9 protein-coding genes and 1 pseudogene are annotated in these 12,135 nt (G+C 72.3%); 8 read left to right on the top strand and 2 right to left on the bottom strand.

Annotated elements, in window-relative coordinates; translation table 11 throughout:
• Nucleotides 1-3 precede the first annotated feature (3 nt).
• The 3 genes from QFZ50_RS02310 to QFZ50_RS02320 all read left to right on the top strand — a co-directional run bounded on the left by QFZ50_RS02310 (nucleotide 4) and on the right by QFZ50_RS02320 (nucleotide 5,899).
• Nucleotides 4-594 carry a WhiB family transcriptional regulator gene (locus tag QFZ50_RS02310; RefSeq protein ID WP_307081532.1) on the top strand — a complete coding sequence of 197 codons (591 nt, stop codon included), beginning with the start codon at nucleotides 4-6 and terminating at the stop codon, nucleotides 592-594.
• Between the two features lie 5 nt (nucleotides 595-599).
• A complete protein-coding gene (locus QFZ50_RS02315) occupies nucleotides 600-4,019 on the top strand; it encodes a glycosyltransferase family 2 protein (RefSeq protein WP_307086597.1) in 3,420 nt (1,139 codons plus the stop codon).
• Between the two features lie 89 nt (nucleotides 4,020-4,108).
• Nucleotides 4,109-5,899, top strand: coding sequence for a DUF5719 family protein (locus tag QFZ50_RS02320; protein ID WP_307081534.1), 1,791 nt, complete (start codon nucleotides 4,109-4,111; stop codon nucleotides 5,897-5,899).
• Between the two features lie 15 nt (nucleotides 5,900-5,914).
• Here the strand turns inward: QFZ50_RS02320 and QFZ50_RS02325 are convergent, their stop codons facing one another.
• On the bottom strand, nucleotides 5,915-6,409 hold the full coding sequence (locus QFZ50_RS02325; RefSeq protein WP_307081536.1) for a metallopeptidase family protein: 495 nt from the start codon (nucleotides 6,407-6,409) through the stop codon (nucleotides 5,915-5,917).
• A gap of 137 nt (nucleotides 6,410-6,546) precedes the next feature.
• Here QFZ50_RS02325 and QFZ50_RS02330 point away from each other — a divergent pair, with 137 nt between their 5' ends.
• The 4 genes and pseudogenes from QFZ50_RS02330 to QFZ50_RS02345 all read left to right on the top strand — a co-directional run bounded on the left by QFZ50_RS02330 (nucleotide 6,547) and on the right by QFZ50_RS02345 (nucleotide 10,177).
• Entirely contained in the window at nucleotides 6,547-6,933 is a 387-nt protein-coding gene (locus tag QFZ50_RS02330; RefSeq protein ID WP_307081538.1) for a DUF3499 domain-containing protein, read from the top strand.
• Between the two features lie 86 nt (nucleotides 6,934-7,019).
• A complete protein-coding gene (locus tag QFZ50_RS02335; RefSeq protein WP_307081540.1) occupies nucleotides 7,020-7,214 on the top strand; it encodes a Trm112 family protein in 195 nt (64 codons plus the stop codon).
• 49 nt (nucleotides 7,215-7,263) lie between these two features.
• A pseudogene (ahcY, locus tag QFZ50_RS02340) lies at nucleotides 7,264-8,761 on the top strand (adenosylhomocysteinase).
• Nucleotides 8,762-8,905: 144 nt separating this feature from the next.
• On the top strand, nucleotides 8,906-10,177 hold the full coding sequence (locus QFZ50_RS02345; RefSeq protein ID WP_307081542.1) for a L,D-transpeptidase: 1,272 nt from the start codon (nucleotides 8,906-8,908) through the stop codon (nucleotides 10,175-10,177).
• A 38-nt stretch (nucleotides 10,178-10,215) separates the two neighbouring features.
• Here QFZ50_RS02345 and QFZ50_RS02350 read toward each other — a convergent pair whose 3' ends face one another.
• Nucleotides 10,216-11,016, bottom strand: a complete 801-nt coding sequence (locus QFZ50_RS02350) for an RDD family protein (RefSeq protein WP_307081544.1) — start codon at nucleotides 11,014-11,016, stop codon at nucleotides 10,216-10,218.
• Nucleotides 11,017-11,107: 91 nt separating this feature from the next.
• On the opposite strand from QFZ50_RS02350, the gene QFZ50_RS02355 reads away from it, so the two are divergent.
• A complete protein-coding gene (locus tag QFZ50_RS02355) occupies nucleotides 11,108-12,100 on the top strand; it encodes a stage II sporulation protein M (RefSeq protein WP_307081545.1) in 993 nt (330 codons plus the stop codon).
• Nucleotides 12,101-12,135: the final 35 nt, after the last annotated feature.

Raw genomic sequence — 12,135 nt, forward strand, 5'->3', positions numbered from 1 at the left:
TCCATGGGGCAGGCAGAACGCACTCACTCACGACCAGATATCGCAGCGCAGGCATCCGCCCGCTACGGCTCGAGGGGCGTTCCTGCAGACTGGTTCCTGGACCCCGCCGACCCCCTGGCGGGCGAGCGGTACCGTGAAGGCACGCGATCGGCGCTCGAGGACCAGGCCACCGCCTTCCTCGCAGCCCATGAGGCACTTGCGGCCCTTCCCGAGGTGGACGACGGCCCCAGCAGCCTGCTCGTGCTCCCGATCGTCGACCCCTCCACCTCCAGCATCCTGCCCGGCGTGCGGGAGGACGTCCGTCCGCCGGCCCAGTCCGGCCGCCCGGCCTGGCTCGGGCAGCCCCTGGCCCCCGGGAACGTCGACGACGACGGTGAACTCTCGTGGCAGGCCGACGCCCTCTGCGCACAGACCGATCCCGAGGCCTTCTTCCCGGAGAAGGGCGGGTCCACCCGCGACGCCAAGAAGGTATGCGGCTCGTGCATGGTGAAGTCCGAGTGCCTCGAGTACGCGCTGGAGAATGACGAGCGCTTCGGCATCTGGGGCGGGCTCTCCGAGCGCGAGCGGCGCAGGTTGCGGAAGCGAGCAGTCTGATTCCGCTGCCCCTTCGCGTCACCGCCGTTGTCGTAGCCTACAATGGCGCCGAGTACCTTCCGAGCACCCTGGAAGCACTGGAACGCCAGACCCGCCGGGCTGACTTCTGCGTAGGCGTCGACACGGGATCCACGGACGCCTCGGCTTCCGTCCTCCAGCTGGGCCTGCCGACGGGCAGCCCCGTGGTCGGTGCGCCCGCGCGCGCCGGGTTCGGGACCGCCGTCCGCACCGCGGTGGGGGAGATCCCCGGCCGCGGGGCGTCGGACGACGCCGACGACTGGCTCTGGCTCCTCCATGACGACTCCGCGCCCGAGCCCGACGCTCTCGCCGAACTCCTCCTCGCCGTCGAGCGTGCGCCCTCGGTGACCGTCGCGGGCACCAAGCAGGTGGCCTGGGACGACCGCCGCGCGCTGGTGGATGTGGGCCTGTCCATCAGCAGGTGGGCCGAGAGACTCACGCTGATCGACATCGACGAGCACGACCAGGGCCAGTACGACGCCCGCAGCGACGTGTTCGCCGTGAACTCCGCGGGCATGCTCGTGCGGCGCGACGTGTGGGACGCCCTCGACGGGTTCGACCCGGCCTTCCACGGGGTGGGCGACGACGTGGACCTGTGCTGGCGCAACCGGCTCGCCGGGAACCGCGTGGTGGTGGTGCCGGCGGCCGTGATCCGCCACGCGACGGCACGACCCCACCCCGTCTCCACCCCGCATGCCGCCCGGGCGGCCGAGGTGTATCTCCGGCTGAAGCACGCCGCCGCCTGGAAGGTCCCGTTCCTCGCGGTCGGTGCCGTGCTCGGTGGCCTGGGGCGGCTCCTGCTCGGCCTCCTGGCGAAGGACCCGGCCCACGGCACGGGCCAGCTGCTCGGCAGCGTCGCCGGTGTCTGCCGCCCGCTGCAGCTCTGGCGGTCACGCCGTGCGGCCGCTAGGACCCGCCAGCTCCCGCGCTCGATCGTCCGGTCGCTGGTCACATCGCGGCGTGAGGTCTGGTCCCACCGCAGGTCCGTCGTGGACGCCTTCACCTCGCGCGGCGCGCAGCCCGGCTCCGACGGCCTGCAGGGCACGGAGGAGTACATCCCCTCGGGGGACAGCAACGACGATTTCGTGGCCCTCGCCACGCCGGCGCGCCTGTGGGTCGGGGCCGGAGCTGTGCTCACCGTCGTCGTGCTCCTCGCCGCCGCCCTCACGGGGCTGCACCGGCTCGTCGGGGCCGGCGCCCTGGCCGGCGGCGCGCTGCTGCCGGCGGCGGAGACCCCCGAGGAGATCTGGGCGAATGCGACGACCTGGTGGACGGGCCTCGGCACCGGGTTCGCCGGCCATGGCTCGCCGTTCTCCTTCGTGCTCTGGCTCCTGTCCCTCGTGGGCTTCGGCTCGGCGAACACGATGATCGTCGTCACGGTGGTCTGCGCACTGCCGCTGGCGGGACTGTCCGCGTGGATCGCCGCCGGGGCGCTGACCCGCTCGCGCGGCCTGCGGCTCTGGGCGGCCTTCTTCTGGGGTGCAGCACCCGCCCTCCAGGTGGCTCTCGGCAGCGGTCGCCTCGGCGCGCTGCTCGCCCACGTCCTCCTGCCCCTGGCCCTGCTCGGGGTCATCCGCGCGGTCGGCGCCGCCCTGCCCGCGCGGACGCTGCCGGAGGGCGTCATCACGCCCGGCATCAAGGGGACCCGCAGCTGGACCGCAGGGGCCTCGGCGGGACTCGTCCTCGCGATCGTCACGGCCTGCGCCCCGTCCCTCCTCGTGCCCGTCGTCGGAGGGCTGGTGCTCGCGCTGGTCCTCGGCGGCCGCCGCGCCCGCACGCTCTGGTGGTCACTCCTGCCCGTCGTGGCGCTGTACCTGCCGTACGCGCTGTCCGCGGTGCGCTCGCCCCGGGGGATCCTCGGCGACCCGGGCGTGCCCACGCCCTTTCCCCCCGCAGCCCCGTGGCAGCACCTCCTCGGCTTCCCCGTGTCCTTCGATCCCCTCCTCCCGCCCGACGCGGCAGGTTTCCTCGGCACGGGGCCGTGGTCGCTCGTCGCCGCGGTCCTGATCGGCGGTCCCGTCGTCGTGCTGGCCGCCGTCGCCCTCTTCTCACGCGCCGGCGGTGGCCGGATCGCACGCCGCCTCTGGCCGCTCGCCGTCCTCGCTCTCGCGCTCGCGGCCGTGGCGCCCGTCCTTCCCGTCGCCCTGGGCAGCGCATCGCTCGTCCCGGTCTTCCCCGGACCGTTCGTGTCCGTCGTCGCCCTCTGCCTCCTCGCCGCCGCTCTCTCCGGTCTGCCCGGCGACGACGGGACCGCGCCCGTCGCCCGTCCGCGCGCGGGCCGCCGGTCGCTCGGGATCATCGGCGGGGCGGTCCTCGCCGTCGGTCCGCTGCTGAGCCTCGGCCTGTGGGTCGCCCCCGAGGTGGCCGGCGCGCCGGCCGTCGTGGCCGAACCCGTGGTCATCCCGGGAGCCCCCCTCCAGGAGGCGCCCGACGCCGGACCGGGCACCACGGGCTTCGGCACGGCCGTGGGGATCGAGCCCGTGGCCGAACGGCCGCTGCCCGCCACGGCCGCCGACCGGGGCAACGGCCCCGACCGGACGCGCACGCTCGTCATCACGGTCGACGACGACGATGCGGTGACCGCCTCCCTCATGCACGGATCCGGGACCACCCTGGACGCGCTGAACCCGCTCTACGCCGCGCGCACCCTGCAGGGCGGGGACGCCCCCGCCGAGGACGGCGACTCCGCGCGGACCCTCCGGACCACCGTCGCGGTGATCGTCGGAGCGACCGGCGCGGATCCCCGGAACGATCTGCGCGATCTCGGTGTCGGCTTCGTGGTCCTGCAGCAGTCCGGGACCGCCGGCGATTTCCTGAGCGGACGCATCGACTCCGTGCCCGGCCTCACCGCCGTGGGCGACACCGATGCCGGACGCCTGTGGCGTGTGGCTCCGGCCACCCTCGACGACGGCACCGAGGACGCCGGCGACCGCACGGCGCGCGTCCGGGTGGTGGACGCCGACGGCCGGACCGAGGCGATCCTGTCGTCCTCCGCGGTCCTCGCCTCGGGGACCGTCCCGCCGGGAGCGGACGGTCGGAGGCTCGTGCTCGCCGAGGAGGCCGATGCCGGCTGGCAGGCGAGCCTCGACGGTGAACAGCTCGACGCCTCGTCCGACGGATGGCAGCAGGCGTTCGACCTGCCTGCCGGAGGCGGCGACGTGACCGTCTCCTACGTCGGGCCGTTCCACCCGTGGGCCGAGGCCGTCCAGGCGGTGCTCCTCGGGCTCACCCTCCTGCTGGCCATCCCGCTGCCGTCGCGGCCACGCGTGGTCCGGCCCGCCGGGCGGCGCCCGTACGGCGGCCGTCCCGTCCCGCCCACCCGGACCGCCGGGATCAGTGCGGACGACGACGTCCAGGCGCCCTCGGGCGCTCCGCAGCCCGTGACCAGTGGAAGTAGCCCGATGTGATGTGGGGACGCAGGCGGAAGCAGGAACCGCAGAACGAACCGCTGAACCAACCGCTCAACCAACCGGGGGTATCCTCCGAGCCTGCCGTCGTGCCGGAGCCGGATGTCGCCGCCGCTGCGCCGAAGGTTGATGACCGTGCCGCCGTGCCGGCTCCGGAGCGTGCCGCTGAGCCCGTCGCCGAGCCCGTCGTCGAGCCCGCCGTCGTGCCGGAGCCGACCGATGCCGCCGTCGCTGCGCGCGCGGTGGCCCGGGACAGGGCCGCGACCGGCGGTGCACGCCGTCGGGCACGCCTCGGTGCCGCGGTGGCTGCCGGAACGGGCGTGGTGCTTCTCGCGGCAACCGCCGCGATCGCCTCCGGAACGGTGACGGACGCGCTGGTCCGGCCTCCCGCGACCGATCTCCCGGTACCCGCGGCCGCCGTACCGGCCGGCGACTACACGGCGGTCTGCGCTGCCCCGCCCCGACTGCTCGAGGCGGCGGCCGAGGGCGCCGACCCGCAGTTCAGCCCGGCCTCCTCGACCGCGAAGACCTCCGTGGCCGCTCTGGTGCTGAGCGACCTGAGCGCCACCCTGACCGGGAGCGGCCTGCTGCCCGTCGGCCCCGGCGCGCCCCTGTCGATGATCCAGGACTTCGCGCCCGAGACATCGCTCGCTGCCGACGCCCCGGCCAGCAGCGGCGCGGACGGGCTGACCAGCCGCATCGCCGGCGTCGCCCGCGGGGTCGCCGTCGACGCTCCGACGCTCTTCCGCGCACAGCCGCAGGGCGGCCTCACCCCGGTGGCCGCCGCGACCTCCACCTACACCGCCACCGACGGCGACCTCCGCGGGCTCGCCGCGACGGGCTGCCAGGTGCCGTCGAGCGACTTCTGGATCCTCGGTGCCTCCACCACCGTGGGTGCGTCGTCGATCCTGACGCTGACCAATCCGACCGGGACACCCGCCACCGTGACGGTCGAGCTGTCCGGCAGGGACGGGCGTATCGACGCGGCCGGTTCCAGGGGCCAGCTCGTCGCCCCGGGTGAGACCCGGCGGATCGTCCTCGCGGGCCTCGCCGGGAACCAGGACCAGGTGGCCGTCCGCGTGCGCAGCGACGGCGGGCGCGTCACGGGTGTGATCCAGCAGAGCGTGCTGCGCGGCCTCACGCCGGGCGGCATCGAGCTCCTGTCGCCCACGGCGGCCGCGGGGGTCACGCAGGTGGTACCCGGTGTCGTCGTGCAGGACGCCGCGACGGCACGGCGTGTCCGCGAGCAGGATGGATACGGCACCGCTGCCCCCGAACTCCAGGTGCTCGTCCCCGGATCGAGCGACGCCGTGCTGGACATCAAGGTCTACGGCCCCGACGGCGTGGTGGACCTGCCCGGCGGGGGAGTCGGCACGGCCGCGGCAGGCTCCGTGATGACCGTTCCCCTCACCGACCTGCCCGAGGGCACCTACACGATCGCCGTCACCTCCGACGTCGCCGTGGTGGCCTCCGCCCGCGTCACCCGCGGCATCGATGCCGGCAAGCCGGTCGATTTCGCCGGGGCCCCGTCCGCGGTCCGGCTGGGCGCCGACCACGCCGTGGCCCTGGCCGAGGGCGTTGACGCCGCCCTCGTGCTGGGGGCACCGAGCGGCAGGGGAGAGGTGACCCTGACCCCCGTCGCCGCCGACGGTGCCCTGGGCGATCCTGTGGTGATCGGTATCGCGGGCGGTACCTCCGTCACGGTGCCGGCGTCCTCACTGGGCCGGGCTCCGGCCGGGGTGATCATCGACGCGGCCGGTGATCCTGTCTACGGCGCCCAGGTCATGACGCTGCCCGGGGACCGCGCCGGTATCTCGGTGGCCAGTGTGCCGGCCGGCTCGACGGGCCCGCAGAGCATCCCGGTGGAACTCGGGTACTAGCAGCCGCCCTCGGGATCAGGCCTGGGAGCGTCCGTAGGCGGGGTCCACGGCCTCCGGGGCGAGGCCCATCAGCTCGGCGGTCTGTTCCACCACCACATCGTGGACGAGCTCGTTCACCGGCAGCAGGGACCGGGCGGCCATGAGCACGGGATGGCGGTAGATGGTGATGACGGCCGGCCGCCCGGGCGTGGCGGGGGTGCACGAGCCGAGCAGGCCGCGCAGGGTCTCCGCCGTCATGTCCTCCAGGCCGTCGGGGATCTCCTGCACCACGATCTGCAGGTCCTGGATGCGCTCGCCCCAGAGGCGCTCGAGCCGCTGCGCGGACTCCATGACCCAGTCGTCGAACTGCTCGGACCGCGACCGGGATCCCGGCAGGTGCTGCGGCAGGAGCTCCCCGCGCATGCCACGACCACGACGGTTGCGGCGGCGTTCGTAGAAGGACCGTGCCGCACGTTCTTCGGAGGACGAGGGATCGGTCAGGCTGACCGAAAATGTGGAGGCATCCTGCATGTAAAGACTCTAAGCCTTGAGCACTTCTGCCGCACGCCTGAAAGGGAGGCCGTCGGCGGATGCAACGGTGGATGCAAACGGCCGTCGGTGCGCGTCCTGCGCGCCGGGAGGGCCGAAGCCCGGTAGGCTTGCCGCTCGTGGGATCACTCCGTCAATGCTCCAGATCCGCCTGCCAGCGGCCGGCGATGGCCACCCTCACCTATGTCTACGCGGATTCGACGGCGGTCCTCGGTCCCCTCGCCACGTACGCGGAACCCCACACCTACGACCTGTGCGCCGTGCACGCGGAGCGCCTGACGGTGCCCCGCGGGTGGGAAGTGGTCCGCCTGACGCTCCCCGACGCCCCGCCGGAGCACAACTCGGACGACCTCCTGGCCCTCGCCGACGCCGTGCGGGAAGCGGCGGCGGAGCCGACCGTGGAGCAGCCCGCGGCGGGCAAGCGCGGCAGCAAGGCGCCCATGGAGCCGCCGGCCGGCGTCACGGGTCCCCGGCGCGGCCATCTGCGCATCCTGCGCGAACCCTGACGTACCCGGCAGATTCGGGCAGGACGACGCGCCCGCGCTAGACTTGGGGTGCGCGAATCCCGTCCCTCCCGAGCGAAAGCGTCTCCATGGCGAACCTCCCAGCACAGCTGCTCGACGTCCTCCGCTGCCCCGTCACGGGGTCGAAGCTCGTGCAGGAAGACTCCGTCCTCCGGTCCACGGCACCGGGGCCCGACGGCGGGACGCTCACCTACGGACTCGACGAAGGCATCCCGGTACTCCTGCCCGCCGAACTACTCGACGGCGCCGCAGCCACCCGCTAGGGCCGCCCCGCCCCACCAGCACCCCCCACCCACAGGCAGGAACAGCACCATGTTCGACTACAAAGTCGCCGACCTCTCACTCGCCGAGGCGGGGCGGCACCAGATCCGCCTCGCGGAGCACGAGATGCCCGGGCTCATGGCCCTGCGCCGCGAATACGCCGACGCACAGCCCCTTGCGGGCGCCCGGATCGCCGGATCGCTCCACATGACCGTGCAGACGGCCGTCCTCATCGAGACGCTCACCGCCCTCGGCGCCGAGGTCCGCTGGGCGTCGTGCAACATCTTCTCCACGCAGGACGAGGCCGCGGCCGCCGTCGTCGTCGGGAACGGCACGGTCGAGGAACCCGCCGGCGTCCCCGTGTTCGCGTGGAAGAACGAATCCCTCGAGGACTACTGGTGGACCGCCACGCAGATCCTCACCTGGCCGGGCCAGGCCGAGGGCCTCGGCCCCAACATGATCCTGGACGACGGCGGCGACGCCACGATGCTCGTGCACAAGGGCGCCGAGTTCGAGGCGCTCGGCGCGGTGCCGGCGGATCCGCAGGAGGGCGACGCCGACTACTCGCACGAGTACACGGTGTTCCTGGAGACCCTGCGGTCCACGATCGAGTCCGAGCCGCAGAAGTGGACGACGATCGCCGCCGGGATCAAGGGCGTCACTGAGGAGACGACGACGGGCGTGCACCGCCTGTACCAGCTCGCGGCGCAGGGCAAGCTCCTGTTCCCGGCGATCAACGTCAACGACTCCGTGACGAAGTCCAAGTTCGACAACAAGTACGGCATCCGCCACTCCCTGCCCGACGGCCTCAACCGGGCCACGGACGTCCTGATCGGCGGCAAGGTCGCCGTCGTGTGCGGCTACGGCGATGTCGGCAAGGGCGCGGCCGAGGCACTGCGCGGCCAGGGTGCCCGCGTCATCGTCACCGAGATCGACCCCATCTGCGCGCTGCAGGCGGCCATGGACGGCTACCAGGTCGCGAAGCTCGAGACGGTGCTCGCCCAGGGTGACATCTTCATCACCACCACCGGCAACAAGGACGTCATCATGGCGCGCCACATGGCCGGCATGAAGCACCAGGCGATCGTCGGGAACATCGGCCACTTCGACAACGAGATCGACATCGCCCGGGCTCGCCCGCATCCCCGGCGTCGAGAAGATCGAGATCAAGCCGCAGGTCCACGAGTGGGTCATCCCCGCCAGCGAGGCCGAGGGTGTGCAGGAGCACTCGATCATCATGCTCTCCGAAGGCCGCCTGCTGAACCTCGGCAACGCGACCGGACACCCGTCGTTCGTCATGAGCAACTCGTTCGCGAACCAGACGATCGCGCAGATCGAGCTCTACACGAAGTTCGAGCAGGAGGACGCCGAGGGCGAGCGCGAGTACGAGAACGAGGTCTACGTGCTGCCGAAGATGCTCGACGAGAAGGTTGCGCGCCTGCACCTCGACGCGCTGGGCGTGGAACTCACCGAACTGACCAAGGGCCAGGCCGAGTACCTCGACATCGACGTCGCCGGGCCGTACAAGCCCGAGCAGTACCGCTACTAGGGGTTTCGCGGCCCTCCTCGCACGGTTCCTGCCGGCCTCGCCGGCAGTGACCGGATCGTTGCCGAAACCGGCCGCCGCCTCCACGGCGCCGTCGGCGCGGTCGCGTAGCATCACACGGGGGAAGCGACATCGAAGGGCAGACGCATGCGCATGAAGCAGGAGTCGGGCAGGGACGCGGCACGCCGGAAGGGCTGGAAGATCGCAGCCGTCGGCGCAGCGGCGGTCGTCGTGGTCGGCGGAGGCGTGGGGATCGCCACGGCGTCGCCCTGGGACGATCCGGCGTCATCGGCCTCGTCGTCGCCCGCCGCCGCTCAGGACCCGAAGGCGGCACCGTCGGGTGCGGCGCAGGCCCCGGCCGCCGGGTACACCGTGGGCCTGACGCCCACGGACGAGGCGTACGCCGTCAACCCTGCCACCGTCGCCGCGATCACGGTCGAGGGCGGGACGCTCGACGCCGTGGAGCTGGCGCCGCGCGCCGGCGGGACTCCCGTGGCCGGCACGCTCTCCGACGACGGGAGGACCTGGACGGCCACCGACAGGCTCGCCTTCGACACCGACTACGCGTTCTCCTACACGGTGCTTGATTCCGCGGGCGGGTCGCAGCAGGAGACGTCGAGCTTCTCGACCGTCGAACCCGCCAACGAGGCCGACGCCTCGATGTTCCCGCTCGATGGCAGCACGGTGGGCACGGGCCAGCCCCTCGAATTCAGCTTCAGCGAGCCGGTCACCAACCGGGACGCCGTGGAGAAGGCCATCACCGTCACGAGCACCAGCGGCCAGCCCGGTGCCTTCTACTGGCTGACGGACACCAAGGTCCGCTACCGCCCCGAGACGTTCTGGGCGCCGAACAGCACCATCACCGTCGACCTGAACCTCTTCGGCGTGGACTTCGGCAACGGCATGATCGGCAACGGCGACAAGACGATGACCGTGAAGACGCACAACACGCGCCTCGCCGTCGTCGACAACACCACGAAGACCATGAACGTCTACCTCGACGGCAAGCTCGACAGGACGTTCCCCGTGACGCTCGGAACGGACGAGTGGCCCTCCACCGAGGGATACATGGTGGTGATGGAGCACTACGCCTCCACGCAGTTCAAGGCGGAGTCGATCGGGCTGAAGCCCGGCGATCCCGCGTACTACCCGCCCACGGTCGTGAACCACGCGAGCCGGCTGAGCAACGGCGGGGCCTTCGTGCACGAGGCGCTGCCGGCGGCGCTGGTGGCGCTGGGCAACTTCAACGTCTCGCACGGCTGCATCGGCATGTCGCCGGAGGGGGCAGAGTACTTCTACAACACCTTCGGCCCGGGTGACGTGGTGCAGATCCTCAACACCGGCTACGGCCCCATGTACGTCTGGGACGGATTCGGCGACTGGAACGTGCCCTGGAACGAGTGGGTCGACCAGCCGTAGGAGACCCCCCGGGACTGCCCGGCCGAAGGCTCCGCACGCTAGCCGAAGGGCAGCGTGTGGAGCCTTTTCGCTGTCGCCTCGGTGCGCTCACGCTGCCGCATCATGGCGGCGTAGTCCCGGTCACGGCGTGCGGCGATGACGGCGTGGAGGAACTCCTCGGGGTGGGTGGCCCCGGGCGGCGGCGGTGAGACATGGGCGCTCGCCTCGGCGGCGAGATCCAACGACAGGGCGTGCCGTGCCTGAGGTGCCAGCCTCGGGGCCTGGGCGAGGAACTGGGACATCCTGCGGCCGAGGGCATCCGGCAGCCGGCCGATGTCCGCCGTTGCGGCCCACTGCTGCAGGGACGGCGGCATGACGGCGAGCGCGCGCGGGTTGGCCACGACGCGCTCCCGCATCGCGTACGTGCCCGCGAGCAGGTCCCCGAGGCGCTTGGACTTCTCGTTGAACAGCGACACGAGGAACGCCAGCGACCCCCCGAGCATGTAGATCTCGAAGACCGCGAGCATCCCGCGGATGAAGGCATGACGGAAGCGGATCGCGCCGCCGTCGTCGCGCACGATCCGCACCCCCATGACGAGGCGGCCGAGGGACTTGCCGCGCGTGAGGGTCTCCACGGTCACCGGGACCACGACGAGCAGGAGGACCACGACGGCCAGCAGGAGCGCCGTGGTGAGCGCCGGGTCGAGGACCCCGCCGAAGACCTGGCCGATCAGCAGCATCAGGAGCACCGCGACGACGGCCTGCGCGATGATGTCGATCAGGATGCTCAGCCCGCGGGCGCCGAAACCCGCCGGCTTGAGCTCGAGGACCACGGCCTCGCCGGTGACGACCGAACTCATGTGTTCCCCCTGGATCGGCTGGATGCGATGGGGCCAGCCTATCGTCGGCGAGGCCGCCTGCGGCCGGCAGGCGGGACTATAGGGTGGGCCCATGGACGTGGACGCTTTCATCGCCGTGCACCGCAGCGACTGGCAACGCCTGGACGAACTCGTGCGGCGCCGCAGGCTCGACGGCGCGGAGGCGGACGAACTGCTCGTGCTGTACCAGCGCGTGTCCACGCACCTGTCGGTCATCCGCTCGGTGGACCCCGAGAGCGCCCTCTCCGGGTCGCTCTCCACACGCCTGTCCCGTGCCCGGACGCGCTTCACCGGCGCCAGGTCCCACTTCATGGAGGACGTGGCGCAGTTCTTCGTGGCCGCACTGCCCGCGGCGTTCTACCGCATCCGGTGGCTCACGGTGGCGGTCGGCGTGTTCTTCCTCGTGGTCGCCGGGCTCTACGGGTTCTGGGTGGCCGGGACGCCCGGCGTCATCGGTGCGCTCGGGACGGACGAGTCGCTCCGCCAGTACGTGGAGGAGGACTTCGTCGACTACTACTCGGAGAATCCTGCGGCGTCCTTCGCGGGGCTCGTCTGGACCAACAACGCCTGGATCGCGCTGCAGGCCGTGGCCTTCGGCGTCACCGGCATCTGGCCCGCCGTCATCCTGTACCAGAACGCGCAGGGCGTCGGCATGGCCGCAGGCACCATGGCGTCCTACGACCGGCTCGACGTCTTCTTCCTCTACATCCTGCCGCACGGATTCATGGAGCTCACCGCGATCTTCATCGCCACGGCCGCCGGACTGCGCATCTTCTGGGCATGGGTGGCGCCGGGACGCCGGCTGCGCTCGGTCGCCCTCGCCGAGGAGGGCCGCTCGCTCATCACGGTGGCGCTCGGCCTGGTGCTGGTGCTGCTCGTCTCCGGCCTCGTCGAAGGCTTCGTGACGCCGAGCGGACTGCCGGCCTGGCTGCGCATGACCATCGGCCTCCTGGTGCTGGCGGCCTACTGGGCCTACACCCTGATCCTCGGACGGCGTGCCTTCGCCGCCGGCTACCGCGGGGACCTCGGAGCGGTGGACCGCGGAGAGGCCGTCATCACCGCCTGACCCCGCCGGTGCGCGGGGAGTCTCCCGCCGGGGCG

Origin of the sequence: Arthrobacter agilis, assembly GCF_030816075.1 — a bacterium.
Taxonomy (GTDB): Bacteria; Actinomycetota; Actinomycetes; order Actinomycetales; family Micrococcaceae; genus Arthrobacter_D; species Arthrobacter_D agilis_E.

Coding starts and splice junctions, on each gene's coding strand:
- QFZ50_RS02310 (WP_307081532.1), top strand. CDS start 4: ATGGGGCAGGCAGAACGCACTCACTCACGACCAGATATCGCAGCGCAG.
- QFZ50_RS02325 (WP_307081536.1), bottom strand. CDS start 6,409: ATGCAGGATGCCTCCACATTTTCGGTCAGCCTGACCGATCCCTCGTCC.
- QFZ50_RS02335 (WP_307081540.1), top strand. CDS start 7,020: ATGGCGAACCTCCCAGCACAGCTGCTCGACGTCCTCCGCTGCCCCGTC.
- QFZ50_RS02345 (WP_307081542.1), top strand. CDS start 8,906: ATGCGCATGAAGCAGGAGTCGGGCAGGGACGCGGCACGCCGGAAGGGC.
- QFZ50_RS02350 (WP_307081544.1), bottom strand. CDS start 11,016: ATGAGTTCGGTCGTCACCGGCGAGGCCGTGGTCCTCGAGCTCAAGCCG.
- QFZ50_RS02355 (WP_307081545.1), top strand. CDS start 11,108: ATGGACGTGGACGCTTTCATCGCCGTGCACCGCAGCGACTGGCAACGC.